The organism is Plantactinospora sp. WMMC1484 (genome assembly GCF_049315195.1).
Lineage (GTDB): Bacteria > Actinomycetota > Actinomycetes > Mycobacteriales > Micromonosporaceae > Plantactinospora.
In genome coordinates this window covers 4,141,993-4,163,802 of sequence record NZ_CP186055.1, presented here as the reverse complement: position 1 = coordinate 4,163,802, position 21,810 = coordinate 4,141,993, and the positions used below count along the sequence as shown (strand labels likewise).

The 21,810-nt window shown below is 73.9% G+C and carries 23 protein-coding genes; 12 read left to right on the top strand and 11 right to left on the bottom strand.

Annotation, left to right across the window (positions count from 1 at the left end; all coding sequences use genetic code 11):
• Nucleotides 1–223: 223 nt before the first annotated feature.
• From ACN28C_RS18295 to ACN28C_RS18255, 9 genes are read right to left on the bottom strand one after another with little or no spacing between them, the layout of a single operon-like run.
• Nucleotides 224–1,948: a cytochrome b gene (locus ACN28C_RS18295; RefSeq protein ID WP_422768752.1), complete on the bottom strand. Its 1,725-nt coding sequence runs from the start codon at nucleotides 1,946–1,948 to the stop codon at nucleotides 224–226.
• Nucleotides 1,945–2,811, bottom strand: a complete 867-nt coding sequence (locus ACN28C_RS18290; protein ID WP_422768751.1) for a ubiquinol-cytochrome c reductase iron-sulfur subunit — start codon at nucleotides 2,809–2,811, stop codon at nucleotides 1,945–1,947. The genes ACN28C_RS18295 and ACN28C_RS18290 overlap by 4 nt, the downstream gene beginning before the upstream one ends.
• Nucleotides 2,812–2,833: 22 nt before the next feature.
• Nucleotides 2,834–3,685, bottom strand: coding sequence for a c-type cytochrome (locus ACN28C_RS18285; RefSeq protein ID WP_422768750.1), 852 nt, complete (start codon nucleotides 3,683–3,685; stop codon nucleotides 2,834–2,836).
• 12 nt (nucleotides 3,686–3,697) lie between these two features.
• Entirely contained in the window at nucleotides 3,698–4,093 is a 396-nt protein-coding gene (locus ACN28C_RS18280; RefSeq protein WP_422768749.1) for a c-type cytochrome, read from the bottom strand.
• Complete coding sequence (locus tag ACN28C_RS18275; protein ID WP_422768748.1) at nucleotides 4,090–5,070, bottom strand: cytochrome c oxidase assembly protein; 981 nt, start codon at nucleotides 5,068–5,070, stop codon at nucleotides 4,090–4,092. The genes ACN28C_RS18280 and ACN28C_RS18275 overlap by 4 nt, the downstream gene beginning before the upstream one ends.
• Nucleotides 5,058–5,456 carry a hypothetical protein gene (locus ACN28C_RS18270; RefSeq protein ID WP_422768747.1) on the bottom strand — a complete coding sequence of 133 codons (399 nt, stop codon included), beginning with the start codon at nucleotides 5,454–5,456 and terminating at the stop codon, nucleotides 5,058–5,060. Before ACN28C_RS18270 ends, ACN28C_RS18275 begins: the two co-directional genes overlap by 13 nt.
• Nucleotides 5,456–6,076 carry a cytochrome c oxidase subunit 3 gene (locus ACN28C_RS18265; protein WP_422768746.1) on the bottom strand — a complete coding sequence of 207 codons (621 nt, stop codon included), beginning with the start codon at nucleotides 6,074–6,076 and terminating at the stop codon, nucleotides 5,456–5,458. The genes ACN28C_RS18270 and ACN28C_RS18265 overlap by 1 nt, the downstream gene beginning before the upstream one ends.
• Entirely contained in the window at nucleotides 6,073–7,998 is a 1,926-nt protein-coding gene (ctaD, locus tag ACN28C_RS18260; protein WP_422768745.1) for a cytochrome c oxidase subunit I, read from the bottom strand. The genes ACN28C_RS18265 and ctaD overlap by 4 nt, the downstream gene beginning before the upstream one ends.
• Nucleotides 7,999–8,010: 12 nt before the next feature.
• The gene (locus ACN28C_RS18255; RefSeq protein ID WP_422768744.1) at nucleotides 8,011–9,018 is read right to left on the bottom strand and encodes a cytochrome c oxidase subunit II; all 1,008 of its coding nucleotides are present in this window, start codon (nucleotides 9,016–9,018) and stop codon (nucleotides 8,011–8,013) included.
• 119 nt (nucleotides 9,019–9,137) lie between these two features.
• Here ACN28C_RS18255 and ccsA point away from each other — a divergent pair, with 119 nt between their 5' ends.
• From ccsA to ACN28C_RS18230, 5 genes are all read left to right on the top strand, one after another.
• Complete coding sequence (gene ccsA, locus ACN28C_RS18250; RefSeq protein ID WP_422768743.1) at nucleotides 9,138–10,064, top strand: cytochrome c biogenesis protein CcsA; 927 nt, start codon at nucleotides 9,138–9,140, stop codon at nucleotides 10,062–10,064.
• A complete protein-coding gene (locus ACN28C_RS18245) occupies nucleotides 10,061–10,582 on the top strand; it encodes a cytochrome c maturation protein CcmE (RefSeq protein WP_422768742.1) in 522 nt (173 codons plus the stop codon). The genes ccsA and ACN28C_RS18245 overlap by 4 nt, the downstream gene beginning before the upstream one ends.
• On the top strand, nucleotides 10,579–12,783 hold the full coding sequence (locus ACN28C_RS18240) for a heme lyase CcmF/NrfE family subunit (RefSeq protein WP_422768741.1): 2,205 nt from the start codon (nucleotides 10,579–10,581) through the stop codon (nucleotides 12,781–12,783). The genes ACN28C_RS18245 and ACN28C_RS18240 overlap by 4 nt, the downstream gene beginning before the upstream one ends.
• Nucleotides 12,784–12,884: 101 nt before the next feature.
• On the top strand, nucleotides 12,885–13,412 hold the full coding sequence (locus ACN28C_RS18235) for a TlpA family protein disulfide reductase (RefSeq protein WP_422768740.1): 528 nt from the start codon (nucleotides 12,885–12,887) through the stop codon (nucleotides 13,410–13,412).
• A complete protein-coding gene (locus tag ACN28C_RS18230; RefSeq protein ID WP_422768739.1) occupies nucleotides 13,409–14,347 on the top strand; it encodes a cytochrome c-type biogenesis protein CcmH in 939 nt (312 codons plus the stop codon). Before ACN28C_RS18235 ends, ACN28C_RS18230 begins: the two co-directional genes overlap by 4 nt.
• Nucleotides 14,348–14,460: 113 nt before the next feature.
• Here ACN28C_RS18230 and ACN28C_RS18225 read toward each other — a convergent pair whose 3' ends face one another.
• Both ACN28C_RS18225 and ACN28C_RS18220 read right to left on the bottom strand, forming a co-directional pair.
• Nucleotides 14,461–14,865 (bottom strand): phage holin family protein, encoded by a 405-nt coding sequence (locus ACN28C_RS18225; protein ID WP_422768738.1) that lies wholly within the window; start codon nucleotides 14,863–14,865, stop codon nucleotides 14,461–14,463.
• 64 nt (nucleotides 14,866–14,929) lie between these two features.
• Nucleotides 14,930–15,421 carry an Asp23/Gls24 family envelope stress response protein gene (locus tag ACN28C_RS18220; RefSeq protein ID WP_422768737.1) on the bottom strand — a complete coding sequence of 164 codons (492 nt, stop codon included), beginning with the start codon at nucleotides 15,419–15,421 and terminating at the stop codon, nucleotides 14,930–14,932.
• 247 nt (nucleotides 15,422–15,668) lie between these two features.
• Here ACN28C_RS18220 and mbhE point away from each other — a divergent pair, with 247 nt between their 5' ends.
• The 7 genes from mbhE to ACN28C_RS18185 are packed head-to-tail and all read left to right on the top strand — an operon-like array spanning nucleotide 15,669 to nucleotide 21,620.
• Nucleotides 15,669–18,014 (top strand): hydrogen gas-evolving membrane-bound hydrogenase subunit E, encoded by a 2,346-nt coding sequence (gene mbhE, locus ACN28C_RS18215; protein ID WP_422768736.1) that lies wholly within the window; start codon nucleotides 15,669–15,671, stop codon nucleotides 18,012–18,014.
• Nucleotides 18,011–18,535 (top strand): MnhB domain-containing protein, encoded by a 525-nt coding sequence (locus tag ACN28C_RS18210; protein WP_422768735.1) that lies wholly within the window; start codon nucleotides 18,011–18,013, stop codon nucleotides 18,533–18,535. The genes mbhE and ACN28C_RS18210 overlap by 4 nt, the downstream gene beginning before the upstream one ends.
• Nucleotides 18,532–18,909, top strand: a complete 378-nt coding sequence (locus ACN28C_RS18205; protein WP_422768734.1) for a sodium:proton antiporter — start codon at nucleotides 18,532–18,534, stop codon at nucleotides 18,907–18,909. The genes ACN28C_RS18210 and ACN28C_RS18205 overlap by 4 nt, the downstream gene beginning before the upstream one ends.
• The gene (locus ACN28C_RS18200; RefSeq protein WP_422768733.1) at nucleotides 18,906–20,462 is read left to right on the top strand and encodes a Na+/H+ antiporter subunit D; all 1,557 of its coding nucleotides are present in this window, start codon (nucleotides 18,906–18,908) and stop codon (nucleotides 20,460–20,462) included. Before ACN28C_RS18205 ends, ACN28C_RS18200 begins: the two co-directional genes overlap by 4 nt.
• A complete protein-coding gene (locus tag ACN28C_RS18195; RefSeq protein WP_422768732.1) occupies nucleotides 20,459–20,998 on the top strand; it encodes a Na+/H+ antiporter subunit E in 540 nt (179 codons plus the stop codon). The genes ACN28C_RS18200 and ACN28C_RS18195 overlap by 4 nt, the downstream gene beginning before the upstream one ends.
• Nucleotides 20,995–21,249 carry a monovalent cation/H+ antiporter complex subunit F gene (locus ACN28C_RS18190; RefSeq protein ID WP_422768731.1) on the top strand — a complete coding sequence of 85 codons (255 nt, stop codon included), beginning with the start codon at nucleotides 20,995–20,997 and terminating at the stop codon, nucleotides 21,247–21,249. The genes ACN28C_RS18195 and ACN28C_RS18190 overlap by 4 nt, the downstream gene beginning before the upstream one ends.
• Nucleotides 21,249–21,620, top strand: a complete 372-nt coding sequence (locus ACN28C_RS18185) for a cation:proton antiporter (protein ID WP_422768730.1) — start codon at nucleotides 21,249–21,251, stop codon at nucleotides 21,618–21,620. The genes ACN28C_RS18190 and ACN28C_RS18185 overlap by 1 nt, the downstream gene beginning before the upstream one ends.
• Nucleotides 21,621–21,810: the final 190 nt, after the last annotated feature.

Sequence of the window (21,810 nt, the reverse complement as noted above, 5' to 3'; positions counted from 1 at the left end):
AGGCGCCGGGTCGCGACGTCAGGTCCGAGGTCTACCGGGGAATCCGCGCCTCGATCCGCAACAACGGCCAGGCGTACGGCTCCCCGTCTCGATCACGGGCAGCTTCGGGCTGCCCACCACCAAGGTGGGCGGCCCCTGGCAGCCTGGAGGTGCTCCTCTTCCGCTTCGGTTCCCCCACCGCCTTCGGCTCTGGAGATACTCGCAGGCGTGGCCGGGCGTGCCGTCACTCCCGTCGGTCCCGGCGGCCCCGCCGGAGTGCGAGCACCAGGAGGGCGAGGTAGGAGCCGGCCCGACCGGCAGCGCGCCCCGCCCGCAGGACCGAGCCGGTCGCCGTACCGGCCGGGCCCCCGGGCGGCTCCACCTCGCGCACCGGCAACCCCCCGTACGCGGTCTCCGCCGCCCGCACCGCCTCCGTGCGGGACAGGTACGCCTGGTTGCCGTTGAGCGTGATCGCGCTGCTCCGGTACTGCCAGCGCCAGACCCCGGACCGTTCCCGCCACAGTTCGAGGCGCCCGCCGTCCTCTTCTGGCGTGCCCGGCCGCCCGCCGCCGGTCGGTCCGTGGCGCGTTCCGGGCGTCCCCGACGCCGGCCGCCGCAGCACCGACCGCACCTCTGCGTCGCTCACCTCGCCGACTCCCCGGGCACCGCTGGCCCGGAGCGTGCGGGCGACGAGGTAGGCGACGACGCCGGCCGGAACCGGCAGCACCAGCACCAGCACCCGGAGGACGGAGAGTATGTCCAGCACGGGCACCCGCAGCACCTTGGCGATGATGTCGTCGGCCGCGGCGACGAGCAGCACGGCGAAGAGGGTCAGGACGGCGACGCCGGTGCCGAGCCGCACCGGATGTTCGCGGGGTGGGTCGAGGAGTTGGTGGGAGAGGTTGCTCCCCGCGCGGCGGCGGTCCAGGAACGGCCAGAGGTAGAGGATGGCGAAGGTCAGCCCGCCGAACACCACACCGGGGAGGAACGGCGACGGCACCAGATGGCCGAAGATCCGGAAGTCGACGGCGGGGAAGAGGCGTAGCGCCCCGTCGCCCCAGGCGACGTACCAGTCCGGTTGGGCCGGCGAGGTGACCTGGGCCGGTGCGAACGGCCCGTAGAGCCAGACCGGATTGATCTGCGCCAGGCCGCCGAGGGCGAAGGCGACCGCCAGGACCCAGGCGAAGAGCGCGAGGGTACGCAGCGTGTAGCCGGGCCAGAACCGCGAGCCGACCACGTTGTTCTCGGTGCGACCGGGGCCCGGGAACTGGCTGTGTTTCTGCCTTATCAGGATGCCGAGGTGCGCGGCGATCAGCGCGGCCAGCACGGCGGGGACGAGCAGCACGTGCGTGACGAAGAGCCGGGGCACCAGGTGCTCGGTCGGGAACTCCCCGCCGGCGGCGAGGAAGACCAGCCAGGCACCCACCACGGGGATCGACTGGGCAACCGAGTAGAGGATCCGCAGGCCGGTACCGGAGAGCAGGTCGTCCGGGAGGGAGTAGCCGGTGAAGCCGTTGAATATCGCCAGCAGCAGCATGGTGACCCCGATGAACCAGTTGATCTCGCGGGGCCGGCGGAAGGCGCCGGTGAAGAAGATCCGCAGCAGGTGGAGCACGATCGCGGCGACGAAGAGCAGCGCGGCCCAGTGGTGCGTCTGCCGCATCAGCAGACCGGCCCGGACGTCGAAGCTGAGCCGGACCGTCGAGGCGTACGCGGCGGAGGTGCGGGTGCCGTCCATCGGCGCGAACGAGCCGGTGTAGACGGTGTCGGCGGTGCTCGGTTCGAAGAACAGGGTCAGGAAGATCCCGGTCAGCACGAGGACGACGAAGGAGTAGAGGGCGATCTCCCCGAGCATGAACGACCAGTGGTCCGGAAAGATCTTGGCGAGGGCCCTGCGGACCACCGGCGCGGTGCGCAACCGGTCGTCGACGCTCCGGGCCGCCCGCCGGAGCAGCCAGCGTGTGATCACTTCAGGCTCCAGAAGCCGGCTCCGGGCGGGGCGGTGAAGTCGCCGGTGGCGACGAGGAAGCCCTCGGCGTCCACGGCGATCGGCAGCCCCGGCAGGGGGCGGGCCGCCGGCCCGGCGATCGGGCGGGCCGCCGCGAGCAGGTCGAAGTTCGACTGGTGGCAGGGGCAGAGCATCCGGGCGGTCTCCTGGATGTAGAGGGCGACCGGGCAGCCGGCATGGGTGCAGAGCAGCGAGTAGACGACGACACCGTCGACCTGCCCACCCGGCGGCGGTACGGCGAACCGGGCCGGGTCCAGCCGGACGGCGAAGGCCGGTACGTCGCCACGGTCCTCGTGCCCCTCGGGAAAGACGGTCAGCAGCGTGCCCGCGACGACCTCGGCGGGGCGTACCGGGGTGCCGTCGGCGCGGACCAGTCGGATGCCGGCGGCCCAGGGCGTGGTACGCAGCGCCCGCACCGGGTGCTCGCGGTCGAACGGCAGCAGGGAGCGGAGCGGAAACAGGGCCGCCCCGCCCAGCGCGGCCAGAGCCAGGGCCAGCATGGCCACCAGCCCGCCCCGGCGTGCCGGGCTCTCCGGGCCGAGCAGCGCCTCGTCGGTGAGGTGCCGCTCGGTGGCGGGCGAGTCGAACGGTTCGTGCTCCTCCACGTAGCCGCCGACGGGGAGCAGCTGGCGGGCCCAGACGCCCAGCCCGGCCGCGAGTCCGGCAAAGGCGACCGCCAGCGAGACCCCTTCGAGTTGGGTCTGCCCGCCGGTGGCGTACACGGTGGCGAACCCGGCCGCACCGACCGCACTGACGCCGAACGCGGCGCCGACGACCCGGGACACGGCACGTTCGCGGCGGCTCTCCTGGTCGGTACGGGTCACGACAGCTCCCGGCGGTGCACGGTCACTCGCCGGCCCTGGAGCCGAGCCAGCGGGCGACGAGGACGAGCAGCACCAGGCCGATCCCCCAGGCCACCAGCCCCTCGGTGGTGGGACCGAGCCGGCCCAGCGACGCACCGCCCCGGTCGAGCCGGTCGCCGCGCAACTCCTGGACGTAGCCGGCCAGCGCGTCGACCTGCTGCTGGCTCAGGACGCTCTCCGGAAAGACCGGCATCAGGCCGGGGCCGACCCGGATTGCCTCGGCGACCTGGATCGGGCTGGACCGGTCCAGCGAGGGAGCGACGAATCCGTTGCTCAACGTCGCGCCGACGCCGGTGGCGGAGTGGCAGGCGGCACAGGTGCTCAGGTACAGCTCGCGGCCCTCCCGCAGGTCACCCGGGCCCACGGTCGGGATCTGCGGCCCGCCGCCGCCGAAGCTGGCCACGTGGGCGACGAGCGCCCGGATCTCCTCGGCGTCGAAGGCCGGCTCCCGGTGCGCTACCTGGGCCACCTCCTTCTGCACCGGCATCCGGCCGGTGTTGAGCTGGAAGTCCACCGAGGCTGGACCCACACCGACCAGGGAGGGCGCCCGCTGGCTCCCCTGCCCCGCCGGCCCGTGACAGCTCGCGCAACTGCGCAGGTAGAGCTCCGCTCCCCGGGCCGCTGCCGGGTCCACCGAGGGTGTCGGGGCCGGGGCCGCGTACCCGGGCAGCGGCACCGGGCCGGCGGCGAGGCCCAACACGGCGGCGACCACCAGGCGGCGCCGGCCGAACGGCCGGCACACCGGCGACGACGTGCCGGGGACGCGGCGGCCGGCACCACCGGCGCCGTCCCGGCCCGCCGTGGTCAGCGTCGCTGTCGTCGTACGCCCCTTCACCCGCGTCCCGCCTCACTCGAGGGTGAACAGGTAGGCGGCGATGTCCCGGGCGTCGGTCTCGGTGACCCCGAGGTCGGGCATGGCCGTGCCGGGCTCCACCGACTGCGGGTCCTGGATCCAGCGTTGCAGGTTCTCCGCGTTGTTCGGCAGCGCACCGGCGATGTAGGACCGGGCACCGAACCGGGTAAGTGGCGGACCCACGAGACCGTCCGCCTGCCGCACACCCGGCACGGCGTGGCAGCTGCCGCAGCCGTACTCCTGGATCAGCCGCGCCCCCCGCTCGGGGTAGCCCTCCCGGAGCTCCGGTGGTGGTGGCGGCGGTACCCGGGCGCACGCGGCGAGCGTGGCCACGGCGGCGAGCACCGCCGGAAGCGTCGACCGGGACCAGCCCGCGACAGTGCGGTTCATCGGGTGCCCTTCCCGGCCGCCGGACCCACCGGCGGACCCTCGGTCAGCTCGGGCCGGCCGATCGCGGCGGTGTCCGGATCGCCGCTGCCGCCCACGCTCCCATCCGGGAACGGGGCCGGGGCGCGCGGCGAGCGCCGGTCCAGACCCGAGAACCAGCGCAGGAAGACGACCGCCGCCACCGCCAGCACGATCACGTCCATCGGAATCCACATCAGCAGGCCGGCGAGCTGCTGTGCGGTGAGTGGATCCCCGCCCTCGGGGGCCAGGATGGCGACCGGGTAGACGGGCCCGGGTGCGAGGGTGAGGGCCGCGCCGAGCGCGGAGGACACCAGCATCGTGCCGACCAGCAGCAGCACGGCGGCCGGGCCGTCGAGTCGGTGCCGGCCGGCACCGAGCACCACCGACCAGAGCAGCGCCGCCGCCACCACGAAGGAGGCGTGCTCGACCAGGTGCAGGAGCGCGTTCTCCGTCGCCAGCCGGTAGGGGGCGGGCAGGTGCCACACCCAGAGCACGGCGCCGTGCAGGGAGCCGGCGAGCAGGGCGACGGGTCCGGGCCGGCGCAGCCGGGCACCGGCGGTCGACGCGCGCCACCGCGCCCAGTACCGGCGCAGCCGTCTCGGCGCGGCCAGTGCCAGGGGCAGCCCGACCGCTGCGGCGGCCAGCGCCGGACCGGCCACCACCAGCAGGAGCATGTGCTGCGCCATGTGCCCGGCGAAGGAGCGCGCGGCCAGCTCGTGCACCGGCCCGGTCGAGGCGGCCAGCACCGCACCGACGCCCAGGGCGAAGCAGCCGACCCGCCACCGGCCGACGACCGCGCCGACCCCGCGCCGGCTCCAGAGCTCGTGCACCCCCCTGGCGTATCCGGCGCCGACCAGCGCGAGCGTGGTGACCAGCCCGAGGTTGGTCCACGCCTGCGCCGCCGCGCCGCCGTGGGCCAGCGGCGCGGCCGGCGCGGCCCAGCAGGTCACCGCTGGCATGGCGGCAGCACCAGGGCGGCCACGCCACCCAACGCGATCATGGCCAGCGCGAGCATGTTGAGCCAGAGCCCGACGAAGGCGAGCATGTGTGCCCGGCCCACCGACCGGTGGCCGCCCTCGGGCAGGTCGGACCGGGTACGGCGCCAGGCGAGCACCGAGACGGCGAGCGCGGCGAGGGCACCGGCCGCCGGTACGAGTACGGCCAGCGCGATCGCGCCGGTCAGCGGAAACCCGGCGAGGTTGTCGTGGCCGGCGGCGCAGGTGAGTTCGTCGATGGCCCAGGCGGCCAGCGCGTGCAGGGTCCAGAAGGAGACGCCGCCGAGCACGGCGAACCAGAGCAGCAGCCCGCCGACCAGGGCGGTACGCGGTGGCAGTCGCTCCGTCATCACAACCTCGGCGAGAGGTAGATCGTGAAGAGGATCGCCACCCAGACCGCGTCGACGAAGTGCCAGTAGAAGGCGACGATCCGGACCCGTTCGTGGCGTTGGGCGCCGAAACTGCCCTGTAGCGAGCCGGCCAGCAGCCAGCAGACCATGAGCAGCCCGACGGTGACGTGCGCACCGTGGAAGGTGGTGATCGAGTAGAAGAGCGACCCGTAGGCGTTGCTGGTGAAGGTGAACTCCCGGAGCTTCTCGGAGTACTCCAGGCCCTGCAGACCGAGAAAGGTCCCACCCATCAGCAGGGTGGCGAGCAGCCCGGCGCGCAACTGCCAGCGCCGACCGCGCCGGATGCCGGCCTCGGCCCAGAGCACCGGCAGGCTGCTCGGCACCAGCAACGCGGTCATGATCAACGGCAGCAGGAGTTCCGGTTCCCGGATGCCGTCCGGCGGCCACGGCCCGCCGTGCTGGAACCGCAGGTAGAAGTAGCTGCCGAGCAGGGCGGCGAAGACCGTGCCCTCGGTGGTGATGAAGAGCATCACCCCCCACCATGCGGTCGAGCGGCCGACCGGCTCCTCGGTGGCGAGCGCCGAGGCTCGGACCGCCGATCGGACGTCCCGGATGGTCATGCCGGCAGCCCCGCTTCCTCCGGCGTACGCCGGGGCGGCCAGAGCCAGGCGGCCAGCGTCCCGGCGACCAGGGCACCGCCGGCGGCGGCGACCCAGTACCAGGCGAAGAGCAGTCCGACGAATAGGACGAGCAGACCGAGTGCGGTCACCAGCGGCCGGAACGTCGGCTCCGGCATCTCCACCGCCCGCTCGTAGCGGCCGTCGAACTCGCTGGTGAAGACCGCCCGGTGCCCGTCGGCCAGGATCCGGTCCCCGGTCGCGCCCGGCCCCATCGACTCGGCGGTCCGGGGATCCCAGACCGGATGCAGGGTGTGCACCCGGGGCAGGACCGCGAAGTTGTACGCCTTCGGCGGCGAACTGGTGGCCCACTCCAGGGTGTCACCGCCCCAGGGGTCGTCCGGTGCCACCTTCCCCCGGCGCAGCGCGTGCACCACCCCGATCGCCACCAGCAGCAGCCCGACGGCGAGCACGTACGCCCCGACGGTGGCCGCCAGGTTCCACGGGTCCCAGCCGAGCCCGCCGGGATAGGTGTAGACCCGGCGGGGCATGCCGAGCAGTCCGGCGAGGTGCATCGGGAAGAAGGTGAGGTTCATGCCGATGAAGACCAGCCAGAACGCCCACCGGCCGAGCCCGGCGTGGAACATCCGCCCGGTCATCTTCGGCAGCCAGTAGTAGATCCCGGCGAGGATGGGGAAGACGGCGCCGCCGAAGAGGACGTAGTGGAAGTGCGCCACCACGAAGTAGCTGTCGGTGACCTGCTGGTCGAAGGCGGTGAACGCGAACATCACCCCGGTGAAGCCGCCGATGACGAAGGTGACGAGAAAGCCGAGCACGAAGAGGAACGGCACGCCCAGCACGATGCGGCCGAGCAGCATGGTGGCGAGCCAGGCGAAGATCTGCAGGCCGGACGGGATGGTGATGATCGTGCTCGCGGCGCTGAAGAACGAGTACGACAGCTGTGGCAGGCCGGTGGCGAACATGTGGTGCACCCAGACGCCGAACGAGATGATCGCGATGGCGACGATCGAGAAGACGATCAGGGGATAACCGACGATGGGGCGCCGGGAGAAGACCGGCAGCACCGACGAGACGATGCCGAGGGCGGGCATCACGATGATGTAGACGTCCGGGTGACCGAAGATCCAGAAGAGGTGCTGCCAGAGCAGGACGTTTCCGCCGTGCTCCGGTTGGAAGAAGCGGGTGTCGAAGCGGCGGTCCAGGAAGAGCATGGCGTTGTCGAGGTTGAGCACCGGTATGGCGATGATCACCATGAACGAGGTGGCGACGATCGCCCAGACGAAGATCGGTACCCGGTTCAACGACATTCCCGGCGCACGCATCTTGAGCGCGGTGACGATGAAGTTGATCGCGCCGGCCGTGGTGGAGACGCCGAGAAAAAGCAGCCCCAGCGTGTAGACGTCGAGGTGCAGGCCGGGCGTGTTCCGCTCGTCGGTCAGCGGCACGTACGCGAACCAGCCGCCGTTCGGCGCCACCCCGGCCGGCACGCTGGCCCACATGAAGAGCCCGGAGAAGAGAAACACCCAGTAGCCGAAGGCGTTCAGCCGGGGGAAGGCCATGTCCCGGGTGCCGAGCATCAGCGGCACCAGGAAGTTGCCGAATCCGAAGAGCATCGGCGTCGAGAAGAGGAAGATCATCGCCGTGCCGTGCATGCTGAAGAGCTGGTTGTACTCCCCCGGCGACAACACCTGTGCCTCCGGGGCCGCCAGCTGCGTACGCATGGCGAGTGCACTGACCCCGGCGAAGCCGAAGAAGAGCGCGGCGGTGACCAGATAGCGGCGCCCGATCTTCTTGTGGTCCACGGTGGTGAGCCACGCCCACAGGGTCGACGGCTCCGCCCAGTGCCGCTGCAACGACACGCGCGCCTCGGCGACGGCGTCGTGTTCGGCGGTGCTGGACGACATGGTCTCCGGCTCCTAACGCAACGACTCGAGGTACGCGATCAGATCCGGGAGGGCCGCCGCGTCGACCGGCTGCGGCGGCATCGCGTTGCCCGGCTTGGTCGTCTGGGAGTTGACGATCCAGCCGCCCAGGTGCCCCGGATCGTTCGGCGCCGCGCCGGCGCCGAGGCTCCACCGGGAACCGATGGTGGTGAGGTCCGGTCCGACGGTGCCGCTGGCCGGGGTCCCCCGGACGGTGTGGCAGGCAACGCAGCTGCCCTGGAGGAACGCCTGCTGCCCGCGCTGCTCCGCCTCGCCCTCCGGTGCCGGGGCCGGCGTGGAGAGCCGGCCCAGCCAGGCGTCGTACTCGACCCGTGGCCGGGCCACCACCAGGAACGCCATGTGCGCGTGCTGGAGACCGCAGTACTCGGCGCACTGGCCGCGGTACTCCCCCGGCCGCTCCGCCCGGAGCCAGGTCTCGCGCACCTCGCCGGCGATCAGGTCGGTCTTCGGCATCAGTTGCGGCACCCAGAAGCTGTGCAGGACGTCGACGGTGCGCAGCCGGATCCGCACCGCTTCCCCGACGGGGATGTGGATCTCGTTGGCCGTGGCGCCGTCGATGCCCGCGTAGCGCACCTCCCACCACCACTTGTGCCCGGTCACGTCGACCGTGGCCGCGGGCGGCTCGTCCGGCGGTCCGAGCGCCGCGAGATCACGTAGCCCGATGCCGTAGACGGCCACCAGTACGACGAAGGGCAGTCCGGCACCGGCGACGACGACGAAGCGGATCGGGTCGGAACGGTTGACCCGGCCCGCCCTGCTGCGGAACACCAGCGCCCAGGCCAGCAGGGCCATGACCTCCACGAAGACCGCCACCGAGATCCAGAACAGCAACCACCAGAAGCCCTCCAGCCGACGCGCGCCCGTCCCCGCCGGATCCAGTGTGGAGGGTGCGCTGCCGGCGCACGCGGAGACCAGCGGGAGCAGGAGGACGGCGGCCGGGGCGAGACGCCACCGGCGGTGGGCGGCGGGCTTCCTGCCCATCACCGGTCACCACCTCCGCTCGTCCAGGCTGCGAGCCAGCCTAACCAGGCGAATACGACAGATGGTCTGTTTCGCCATTTAGCTGTCGAATCACCTCTCACTCCTGCATCATCGGGCTCGTGGACCTTCCTCGACCGATGCCCGGCACCGGCCGGGTAGTCGGCACCGACCAGCGGCCCGGCACCTCCCTGACCCTCCCCGCCGGTGACCGGCGGGCGGCCGGTGACCGGCGGAGTCTCGGCTGGCTGGCCGCCGGCCTTACCGGTGCCGCCGCCGCGACAGGGCTGCTGATCGCCCCGCCGGACGCGCTGCAGGGTGACGCCCAGCGGCTGATGTATCTGCACGTGCCGGCCGCCTGGACCGCCTACCTGGCCTTCGCCGCCGTCCTCACCGCCAGCCTCGGTTACCTCGCCACCCGCGACCTGCGGTGGGACCGCTGCGCCCGGGTCGCCGCCGAACTCGGCGTCGGGCTCACCGCGTTGACCATCGCGCTCGGCGCCGTCTGGGGCCGGGCGGTCTGGGGCGCCTGGTGGGCCTGGGACCCGAGACTCGTCAGCACCGCTCTGCTCCTGATCGTCTACCTCGGCTACCTGGCGGCCCGGCAGTCCCTCCACCCCGGCCCGGCCGGGGCCGGTGGCCGGAGGGCGCACCGGAACGCACGGTCCGCCGCGATCATCGGGATGGCGGGCTTCGCGCTGGTGCCGCTGGTGCACTTCTCCGTCGTGTGGTGGCGGTCCCTGCACCAGCCAGCCACGGTCCTCGCCCCCGAACGACCGCCCATCGACCCGCTCATGGCGGCCGCCCTGGGGCTGAGCCTGGCCGCCTTCAGCGTCGCCGCGACCTGGATCTTCCTGCGTCGTCTCGCGGCGCTGGAACCCGCACTCCCCGGCCGCACTCCACCACCAGGCCCACCGCCACCGCCACCGCCACCGGCACCGGCGGCGGCACCGGCACCGGCGGCGGCACCGGCACCGGCGGCGGCACCGGCGGCGGCACCGGCGGCGGCACCGGCGGCGGCGGCACCGAATGTGGTGCGGGCCGGATGACAGGCTGGACCGCCGTGCTCGCCGGTATCGGCCTGACGGCCGCGACCGCCGCCTGGGCGATCCGGTGGAGCGGTTCCCGGCACCGTCCGGCTGGCGGCCCGGGAGGCAGTGTGATCCGGCCGACCCGCGCCCGCCTCGCCCTGGCGGCGGCCGTGCTCGCCGGCACCGGACTGCTGGTCTACGCCGGCTTCCAGGGCACCCTCAGCTACTACCGCACTCCGGCGGAACTGGACGCCGATCCGGACGCCCTGCTGTCCCGGACCCGGCTGGGCGGGTCCGTGGTGCCGGGGTCGGTCCGGCACGAGGGCGGGAAGACCGTGTTCCGGCTCGCGTCGGAGGGGCAGGAAATCACCGTACGGCAGCAGGGCGTGCCGCCGGAGGCGTTCCGCGCCGGCCAGGACGCGGTCGTGGAGGGCGTCCTCGGCACCGACGGCGTCTTCCACGCCGACCAGGTACTCGTCAGGCACGGCAACGACTACCGACCGGCGGAAACGGCTCCGTCCGGGACCGCCGGGTGACCGGTCAACTCGGCACCTGGTCGCTCGGGGCCGGCCTCGCCGCCTCGGTGGCGGCGACGCTGCTCTGGCTACGCCTCGCGCTGATCCCGGCGACGCCGGTCCGGCCCGCCCGGCTCGCCACCGGTGCAGGGCTGCTCGCCGCCCTCGGTGCGTTCGGCGCCCTGGAATGGGCGCTGCTCCGGCACGACTTCAGTCTGCGGTTCGTCGCCGAGAACGGCGGCCGTGACATCTCGCCGTACTACACCTTCACCAGCCTGTGGTCGGCGCTGGACGGTTCGCTGCTGCTCTGGCTGGTGATCCTCGCCGGCTACGCCGGTCTACTCGCCCGCACCGCACCCGTCGGCGACCGACGGCTGCACCACTGGGCGATGACCGTGGTCAGCCTGGTCGCCGTCTTCTTCTTCGCGCTGTCGTACTTCGCCGCCAACCCCTTCCACCCGGTCGCGCCGGTGCCGGCCGACGGCCCCGGGCCCAACCCCCTGCTGCGGGAGCATCCGGCGATGGGGTGGCACCCGCCGTTGCTCTACGCCGGCTACGTCGGGCTGGTCGTCCCCTTCGGCTACGCCGTCGCCGGGCTGCTGGTGGGCGGGAGTGGCCGGGACTGGGCGGGCCCGGCGCGCCGCTGGACGCTGCTGGCCTGGGCGCTGCTCACCGCCGGCATCCTGCTCGGCGCCTGGTGGTCGTACGCGGTCCTCGGCTGGGGCGGCTACTGGGCCTGGGACCCGGTGGAGAACGCCTCCCTGCTGCCCTGGCTGACCGCCACCGCGTTCCTGCACACGCTGCTCACGCGCCGTGGTCCGGCCCGGGTCGGTTGGCCGGCGGCCCTGGCCTGCGCCAGCTTCCTCCTGGTCCTGGCCGGCACCTTCCTGACCCGGTCCGGCGTGGTCGCCAGCGTGCACGCCTTCACCGAGTCGCCGCTCGGACCCATGCTCCTCGGCTTCCTGCTGTTCATGGCGACCGCCACCGTGGTCCTGATCGGCTGGCGGGCAGCGTCCACACCGGACCCGACGGGAGCAGCGCCGCCGCGACCCGACGCGACGGAGAAAACTCTGCCGCGACCCGACGCGGCCGGGACGGCTCCGCCGCGACCCGACGCGGCCGGGACGGCTCCGCCGCTGTCCCGGGCCACGGCGCTGCTGGGCAACCGCATCCTGCTGAGCAGCATCGCCACGGTGGTGCTGGTCGGCACCGTCTTCCCACCCATCGCCGAGGCCGTCTCCGGCACCGCCGTCGCGGTCGGACCGGTGTACTACCACCGCACGGCGGTCCCCCTGTCGATCGCCCTGCTGACGCTGCTGGGCCTCGCCGTCCTGCTGCCGCCGACCGGTGCACGCCCCGCCGAGACCGCCCGCCGGGCTCTCGGTCCGGCCGCCGTGGGCCTGGCCGTCGTCGCGGCGGTCGGCCTGGCGAGCCGTCCCGGGCCCATGGCGTTGGCCGCCTTCGGCTGCGCCGGCTTCTCGCTCGCCGCCACGGTCGCGGCGCTGTACCGGGGGTGGCACGGCGACGGTGCGCAGCGCAGGATCCGGCGGTGGCCCCGGGTCGGCGGTGCTCTGGCACACCTCGGAATCGCGCTCGTCGCCGCCGGGGTCGCCGCCTCCTCGGCGTACACCGTCGCCACGGAACGGCAGCTTCCGGTCGGCGAGACGCTTCGGCTGTCGGCGGCCAGCGTACGGCTGACCTCGGTCGACCGGGTCCAGACCGGCGCCGGCATGACGGTCCGGGCCCGGCTGGCGCTCGGTTCGGTCGACCGGCCGGCCGGCACGCTGGTGCCGCAACTGACGTACCACCCGCAGCACGACACGACGGTGAGCCGCCCCGCCATCCGGTCCGGGCTGTTCCGGGACACCTACACCACCCTGCTCGCGGTCTCGGCCGACGGCCGTTCCGCCACGGTCCGGCTGGCGGTCAACCCGATGGTCGCGCTGATCTGGGTCGGCGGGCTGTTCTGTGCCCTCGGCGGCCTACTCGCCCTCGGGACCGGGCCCCGCCTGCGCCGCCGGGCCCGGGGCGTGCATCGTCGGGTGGGACGGGAGCCCGTCGCCACCGACCCGACCGACCGACCGGACGTCACCGACCGACCGGACGTCACCGACCGACCGGACGTTCGAGCGGCCGGCACGGCGATCCGGTCCGGACGGGCCCCCGCCTCCGGCCGGGAGAACGGGCCCGCGGCGGGGGCCGCCGGAAGCGAGCCCGCATGATCGGGACGATCGGGCGGCTCCGACGGCGACGGCCGGCGTCGCGGCCTTCCGGGCGGCGCCGTCGGGGGCCGACCCTGCTGCGGGGGTACGGTCCGGTCCCGGTGAGCGGTCTGGTCGCCGCCCTCGGCCTGGTGGCCGTTGTGGTGGCGGCGGTCGGCACGACGGCGGGTGGCAACGGGGGCGGCGACCCGGCGGCCGGGCCGGGCCGTCCGGTCGCGGTCGCGCCGGCGCTCGCCGGACGGACCCTCGCCGGCGAACCGTTCGACCTCGCCGAGTTGCGCGGCCACGTGGTACTCGTCAACGTCTTCGCGTCCTGGTGCGGCCCCTGTCAGGACGAACTGCCGCTGCTGGTGGACGCCGGACGCCGCTGGCCGGCACGGGACGTCCGGATGGTCGGGCTGGCCGTCCGCGACAGCGAGGTGGCCCTCCGTGCGCTGCTCGAACGGACCGGCGCGCGGGACCTCGCCGTGCTCGCCGATCCGGCGGGCAGCACGGCCGTCGACTGGGGGGTACGCGGCGTGCCGGAGACGTTCCTGTTGGACCGGCACGGCCGGATCGTCGACCGGATGATCGGCCCGGTGACGGCCCGGTGGCTCGACGAGCGGCTGGCGCCGCTGCTGGACCCGTGAGACTCCGCCGGCTCACGGTCACGGCAGGGCTGACGATCCTGATCGCCGGTGCCCTGGCGGGTGCCTGGCGTTCCGTGGCGGCCGGCGACGACGATCCGGCCCGGCGCCTCGCCGCCGGACTGCGCTGCCCCGCCTGCCAGGGAGAGTCGGTGGCCGACTCCCGGTCGCCGATCGCCGCCGCCATGCGGGAGGTGATCGCCGGCCAACTCCGGGAGGGGCGCAGCCCGGACGAGATCCGCGGCTACCTCGTCGACCGCTACGGCACGGAGGTGCTGGCCGCACCGGCGGCCCGAGGTTGGGGGCTGCTGCTCTGGACCGCTCCGGCGCTGGCGTTGACGGGCCTGGTGGTGCCGGCCGGGTACGCCCGGCTCCGGTCCCGCCGCCCCGGCGCCGCCGCCTTCGGCCGACGAACCCCGGGCCGCCGGGCCGGCCCCGGGCGCCGGGACCGCCAGATGTCCGATCACGGCGGCCGGCTCTGGGGTGCCGGCGCGGTCGTGGTGCTCGCGCTGGTCGGCGCCGTCGCCCTGGCCGCACCGCCGGGTCACCGCGCCGCGCACCCCGCTGCCCCGCCCAGCCCCGGAACCGCCGATCCAACAGCCGACCAGCTGATCCTGGCCCGGTCGCTGGAGTCGCAGGGACACTACGCGACGGCGGCGCAGGTCTACCGGACGGTGCTGGAGCAGCGCCCGTCCGCCGAGGTCCGGCTGCGGTTGGCGTTCACGTTGATCCGGCTCGGGCAGGCCACCGAGGCCGCCCGTCTCGCCGAGGAGGTGCTGACCGACCGCCCCGACACCCCGGACGGCCTCCTGATCCTGGGGCTCGCCCAGCGGCGCAGCGACCCGGAGTCGGCATCCGCGACGCTGCGCCGGTTCCTCGTCCGGGCACCGGAGCATCCCGCCGCGGCCGAGGTCCGCCGACTCCTCCGCACCGGCTGAGCCCCGCGCAACGGAGGTACCGCTCCGGATCGGCGGCGCCGGCTCCCGGCCCCGCCGGGCGAGGCCCTCGCGGTCGCCCGGCGCGTCGTCGCCGTCGAGGCGGTGGTTTCCGCTCACCTCCGGCCGGCCCGCACGCCGGCCACTATCCCGCGCAGCTCGGTGGTGACGCGGTCGGTCCGACCACCGGCGGCGCGCAGGCGCGCCAACCCGGTGACGGCGAGCAGTGCGGCACCGCCGAGATATCCGGCCGCCAGCACGGCCGTCGAGCGCCGGGCCGGCAGCTTCGCATCCACCAGCGACAGCACGGCGGCGGATGCCGCCCCGAGTCCCAGGACGGCCGCGATACCGGCGCCGGCCAGCAGCGCCGCCCCCAGCCCGGCCCGGCGCGCCGACTCGGCGAGGTCGGCACGGAACCGCATCGCCTCCTGGACGGCCAGCTCCCTGATGTCCCGGGCGAGCCGGTCGCCGGGGGACGCCGCCCCGGCCGCGGAATCGTCGGCCCGGTGCACCCTGACCACCCCTTCCGAAGGCTGCCGACGCCGCGTCGGCCCCGTGCGGGAGTACGACGACCGGCGCCGGGCCCTACCGCTTGCCGGGCCCCGTGGCGGAGCCGGAGCCGTCCCCGTCACCGTCGACGAAGACGTCGTCGACGTTGATGTTGACCTCGACCACCGTCAGCCCGGTGGTGCCACGTATCCGGTCGACGACATTCCGGCGTACCGCATCGGTGACGTCGACGATGCTCTGGCCGTACCAGGTCACGATGTCCAGGTCGACGGCGGCCTCCCGCTCCCCCACCTCGACCGAGACTCCCTGGTCGGAGGCTTCGGAGCTGCCCGGCAGCATGTTGCGGAGCTGGCCCAGCCGCCGGGTGACGCCGGTACCCATCGAGTGCACGCCCGGGATCTCCCGGGTGGCGATGCCGGCCAGTTTCGCGACGACTCCCGCCGCGATGCGGGTCTTGCCGGTGTCGGTGGTGATCTGGGCACGCGCCGGTCCGCCGTCCGGGGTCATGGACTGCGCCGCGCCCCGGAGTTTCTCGCCGGCATCGCTTCTGGTCTCGGTCGCGGCCATCGGCCTCTCCTCGTCGTCGGCCCTCTGCCTGTCGGTATGGGGGATACACCGATGGTGGCCGGTCAAACGGGCTGACCGGGACGGGATGGGCGGAGTTCGGCAACAGCGACGTGGGGTTTCCGGCCGGCCACACCGGGTATGCGGCGCCGGCCAACCAGACGAAACGGCGCAAACGGGCCGGAGAGGAGCGCCGGTGTTGCACCGAGCCAGGACCGGGGCCCGGTCCGAAACCGCCGGATAGCCCGACATGGCAGTCGTCCTCGGGCTCCACGTCCTGGTCGCGGCGGCCTGCGCCGGCCTCGTCCGGCGCTGGGGAGTCCGGGTCCTGGCCCTGGGCGCGGTCGCCCCCGCGATCGGGTTCGGCTGGTTGGTCAGCGCGGCACCGGACGTGCTCGCCGGCCGCGAGCGCCGGATCTCGGTCGCCTGGGCGCCGACGCTCCGGCTCGAGCTGCCACTACGGCTGGACGCGCTGGCCCTCCTGCTCGGGCTGATCGTCACCGGCGTCGGCACCGTCGTCCTGCTCTACGGGGTCCGGTACTTCGCCGGGCGGCGGCGCGGGCTGGGTCAGCTCGCCGTCGTGCTGGTCCTCTTCGCCGGGGTGATGCTCGCGCTCGTCCTCGCCGACCACCTGCTGGCGCTCTACGTCGCGTGGGAGCTGACGACCGTCTGCTCCTTCCTGTTGATCGCCGACGGCGGCCGGCACCGGATGGCACGCCGGGCCGCCCTGCGGGCCCTCCTGGTCACCAGCGGCGCCGGTTTCGTCATGCTCCTCGGGCTGGTACTCCTCGGGCAGGTGGCCGGCGACTACCGCATCTCCGGGCTGCTCGCCGCGCCGCCGCGGGGACCCGCCGTGACCGTCGCCGTCCTGCTGATCCTGGTCGGGGCGGTCGCCAAGTCCGCGCAGGTGCCCTTCCACCCCTGGCTGCCCGAGGCCATGGTGGCCCCGACACCGGTCAGCGCCTACCTGCACGCGGCGGCCATGGTCAAGGCCGGGGTCTATCTGGTGGCCCGGTTGGCGCCGGGTTTCGCCGACGTGCCGGGGTGGCGCCCGGTGGTCCTCGCGGTGGGTCTGACGACGATGCTGCTCGGCGGCATCCGCGCGCTCACCCAGACGGATCTCAAGCGGCTGCTCGCCTTCGGCACCCTGGCACAGCTCGGGTTCATCCTGGTGCTCGTCGGTGCCGGCACCCGGACCGCCGCGCTGGCCGGGGCCACCATCCTGCTCGCGCACGCCCTCTTCAAGGCGACGCTGTTCCTCGTCGTCGGGATCGTCGACCACGAGGCGGGGAGCCGGGATCTGCGGGAGTTGAGTGGGGTGGGGCGGCGGGCACCCGGCCTCGCCCTGGTGGCGCTGCTGGCCTGCCTCTCGATGGTGGGCCTGCCGCCGACCGTGGGTTACCTGGGCAAGGAGGCCGCGTTCGAGGCTTTCGTCGGGCACGGCCCCGGGCAGGGGTGGGTGCTGGCGGGGCTGGCGGCCGGGTCCGCGCTGACCGCCGCCTACACCGTACGTTTCCTCTGGGGCGCCTTCGCCGACCGGCCCGGTGTGCCGAGCCGGCTGCGGCACGTGCCCGTGCCGTGGTTGCTGACCACCGCCGTCTGTGCGCTGGCGGGGCTGGTCCTCGGCTGCGTCCCGGCCGTCGCCGGAGCGCCCGGAGCCGGTTACGCGGCGGCGTATCCCGCCCCGCCGGACGAATACCGACTGGCGCTCTGGCACGGCGTCGGGCTGCCGCTCGGCATCTCGCTGCTCACCCTGGTCGCCGGAGTGCTCCTGCACCTCGGCCGCAGACCGCTCGTCCCGGTCGCGGCACGGATCCGACACCATGTCGTCGCCGCACTCGCGGTCCAGGACCGGTTGGCCAGTGGCGTCATGACCGGCGCCCGCATCCTGACGGTCCGCACGCAGGTGGGGTCGCTGCCGAGATATCTGCTCGTCACCATGTCCGTACTGGTGCTGGGGCCCGGCTTCGTGCTCCTGGCCGGTGCCGGTGTGCGGTTGCCCACCCGTGCCTGGGACGAGCCGGCGCAGGCGGTGCTGGGGCTCGGGCTGGTGGTCGGGGTGCTGGCCCTGGTCATCGCGCGGCGGCGGCTCGTCGTACCGCTGCTCCTGTCGGCCGTCGGATACCTGGTGGCCGGCCTCTTCGTCCTGCACGGCGCCCCGGATCTCGCCCTGGCCCAGCTCCTGGTGGAGACGCTGACGCTGGTGCTCTTCGTCCTCGTGGTACGGCGGATGCCGCCCAGGACGCGGCACGCGCAGCCCCCGTCCCGCTTCCTGCGCGCCGGAATCGCCGTGCTGGTCGGGGCGTTCGTCACCGGTGCCACCCTGGTCGCGACCGCCCGCCACGTGCCGTCCCGATCGACCGAGGGCTACTTCCGGGAGGCGCCCCCGGCGGGCGGTCCGAACGTGGTCAACGTGATCCTGACGGAGTTCCGGGCCCTCGACACCCTCGGCGAGGTCACCGTGCTCGCCGTCGCGTCGACCGGGATCGCCGGTCTGGTGATGGTGAGCCGGCGCGGTACCGGGCCGCGACGCCTGCGGGTCGCGCCCGACCGGCGCCGCCCGGCGGCCGGCCGCTCGGGGAAGGGTCCGGGATGAGCGCGTCCCGGTCCCGTCCGCCCCGGCCACTGGCCGCCGCCGACCAGCAGCGCCCGGACCGGCGCAGCATGCTGCTCGAGGTCCTCACCCGGGTGGTCTATCCGAGCGTCCTGCTGGTCGCCGGTTACCTGCTGCTGGCCGGGCTGCACCGGCCCGGCGGGGGTTTCGCGGCCGGGCTCGTCGCCGGGCTCGGCCTGGTGCTGCGCCGCCTCGCCGGCGGCCCCGGCGAGGTCGAGGTGGCGGCGCCGGTCCCGGCCCGGCTCCTGCTCGGTCTCGGGCTGTTCACCTGTGCCGGGTACGGCCTGGCCGGCCTGCTGCTCGCTGGCGAGTTCCTCGCCGGCCTGGCCCGGCAGGTCGATCTCGGCGCGGCCGGTCACCTGGACGTGAGCACCTCGCTGCTGTTCGAGCTCGGTATCGCGCTGATCGTCGTCGGACTGGTGCTGGACGTACTGCGCAGCCTGGGCGCAGAGGACGACCAGGTCCGCTACGGTGACGTCTGGTCGGGTGAGGAGTCGCGGTGACCTCCGGCAACCTGAGCCTATCGCTGATCGTCGGCGTCCTCTTCGCCGGCGGGACCTATCTGCTGCTGCAACGCGGCCTGCTGCGGATCGTGGCGGGTTTCGTGCTGCTCGGCCACGGCGCCAACCTGACGCTGCTGCTGGCGGGCGGCCCCGCCGGCCACGTTCCGGAGGCCGGCGCTACGGCGCCGGCGGAGGCGGCAGATCCCCTGCCGCAGGCGATGGCGCTCACCGCCGTGGTCATCACCTTCGCGATCACGGCCCTGCTGCTGGCGCTCTCCGACCGGAGCGTGCGCCTCTACCGCGACGACGGCGTGCAGGACGACCTGGAGGACCGGCGGTTGCGCCGCCGCCGTCCCGAGGCGGAGCAGGCGTGAACGGCGCGCTGCTCGTCTCGGTGCCGGTGGCGGTGCCGCTCCTCGCCGCCGCCGTCTCCGCCCTCTTCGCCAGGTGGCTGGCCGTCCAGCGGGCCTTCGGAGTGGCCGTGCTCGGCGCGGTGCTGGTCGACGCGGTCCTCCTCCTGCTCCGCGTCGACAGCGCCGGCCGGCAGGCGACCCAGGCCGGCGGATGGCAGCCGCCGCTCGGCATCACGCTGGTGGTGGACCGCTTCTCGGCGCTGATCCTCGCCGTCGCCGTCGTGACCTGTCTGGTGGTGATGGTCTTCGCCATCGCGCAGGGCAGCGCCGAGCGGCGCGTCGAGAACGTCCCGGCGGTCTTCCACCCGACCTACCTCGTGCTGCTCGCGGGCATCGCGCTGGTGCTGACCAGCGGTGACCTCTTCACCCTCTTCGTCGGCTTCGAGGTCATGCTGATGGCGAGCTACGTCCTCATCACCATGGGGGCGACCCGGCAGCGGGTCCGGGCCGGCCTGACGTACGTCGTCTCCAGCCTGACGGCCTCGATCCTGCTGCTCACCACCATCGGCCTGGTGTACGCCGTCACCGGCACCGTCAACCTGGCCCAGCTCAGTGCCGCCACGGCCGAGCTTCCCGATGACCTGCGGAACCTGCTGGGACTGATGCTGCTCGTCTCGCTCGGGATCAAGGCGGCCATGGTGCCGCTGCACTGGTGGTTGCCGGACAGCTACCCGACCGCCGCGGCCCCGGTGACCGCGATCTTCGCGGCACTGCTGACCAAGGTCGCCATCTACGCGATCATCCGGACGCAGACCCTGCTCTTCCCCCGGCGGGAACCCTGGATCCTGCTACTGGTCCTCGCCGCCTCGACCATGCTGGTCGGGGTACTCGGCGCACTGGTACAGGACGACCTCAACCGGATCCTCTCCTTCACCCTCGTCTCGCACGTCGGCTACATGCTCTTCGGGCTCGCCATCTTCTCGGTCGCGGGCCTGACCGGCGCGGTGCTCTACCTCGTGCACCACATCACCGTGCAGACCGCGCTCTTCCTGATCAGTGGGCTGATCGAGCGGGAGCGGCGAACGGTGTCCCTGGCCCGCCTCGGTGGACTCGCCGCGACGGCGCCGGTGGTCGCGGTGCTCTTCGCCGTGTCGGCGTTCAGCCTCGGCGGCCTTCCCCCGCTGGCGGGTTTCGTCGGGAAGCTGGCGCTGTTGCAGGCGGCCGCCGCCCGGGCCGACCCGGTGGTCCTCGCCACCGCGGTCGTCGCGGTGCTCACCAGTTTGCTCACGCTCGCCGCACTGATGCGGATCTGGCTGCGCGTCTTCTGGGGCCGACCGACCGGCGCCGGCGGCCCGCCTCCGTCCGGCGCCGGCAGCCCGGCGCCGCGCGGCCCCATCACGGCGGGGCTGCCGGGCTGGTTCGAGCGGGCCGCCGCCACGGCCGCCGTACTGGCCGGGTTGGCCGTCACGCTGACCGCCGGCCCGCTCTCGGCGTTCAGCCAGCGGGCCGCGGCCGACCTGCTGGACCGCGAGGGTTACCGCAGCGCGGTACTCAACCAGCGGGACGCCGGATGACGGCCCTCGCGGAGCGCCTCGCGCTGGCCGCCTGGTTGGCCCTGCTCTGGCTGCTGCTCTGGGGTTCGGGCAGCCTCCTGGCGCTCGGCTCGGCACTCCTGGTGGGGCCGCTCTGCCTCGCCGCCTGCCGGCTTCCCGCGCAACCGGCGGCGGCGCGTCCACGGTGGCGGCGGCTGCCGATGACACTGGCCCGGTCCGGGGCCGACGTCCTGGCCTCGTCGCTCCAGGTCTGCTGGACGACCCTGGCGCGTGGGCCCCGGGCCAGATCGGCGGTGCTCGCGGTGCCGGTGGGTCACCCGTCGGCCACCGCGTTGACGGTGGTGGTCAACCGGATCTCGCTGGAGCCCGGGACGCTGGTGCTCGGTGTGGCTCCCGAGGCCGGTGAGATCTACGTCTTCGTCCTCGACGTACGCGGTCCGGACGACCTGGAACGGGCCCGCCGGCACACCCGCCGCGCGGCCCACGACCTACTGAGAACGCTCGGCGAGGACGTCCCGGACGGCCGGGCGTCCGGACCGGAAGGGAGCGGATCGTGAGCATCGCCCTCGTCGTCACCGCCGGCCTGCTGGCGGTGGCCGGACTTCTCGTCCTGGTACGGCTGCTCCGGGGACCCACCCTGCATGATCGACTGGTCGCGCTCGACACGCTGGTCGTCGTCCTGGTCAGCGCGATCGCCGTCGAGGCGGCGCGGAGCGGGGAGGGCGGCAACGTGATCCTGCTCGTCGTGGTCTCGCTGGTCGGCTTCCTCAGCACGGTGTCGGTGGTCCGGTTGGCCGGGAGGGCGTGATGGGCATCCTCGGCCGGGTCGGCGAGGTGCTCGCGGCGGCGGCACTTGTGGCCGGCGGCATCCTCGCGGTCCTGGCCGGGCTGGGCCTGATCCGCCTGCCGGACGTCGCCGCCCGGTTGCAGGCGGCGACCAAGCCACAGGTCGTCGGCCTGGCGCTGATCTGTGCCGGTACGGCACCCCGGATCGGCGGCACGGAGGCGCTGGCACTCGTCGTGGTGGTGCTCTTCCAGTTGGTGACCGCGCCGGTCCTTGCCCAGCTCGTCGGTCGGTCCGCCTACCGCTCCGGCGTCAGCCACCAGGCGTTGCTCGCCGACGAGCTCCGGGACCGGTCGGGCGGGCCGAAGGGTGGCGCCGACCGGTCCCGCCGGTAGCCGGCACCACCCTTCGTCAGCCCTTGCGGCCGTTGGTGGCGATCTCGTCGGGGGAGGCTGAACCCGACGCTGGTGAGGCGTCCGCCTCGAAGACCCGGACGAATATCCCGGATGCTCCCAGAACTCCGACTCGGGTGGGACGTCGTTCCTGGTCACGGCCTGATCCGGCATAACGACCAGCGGGCCGGGT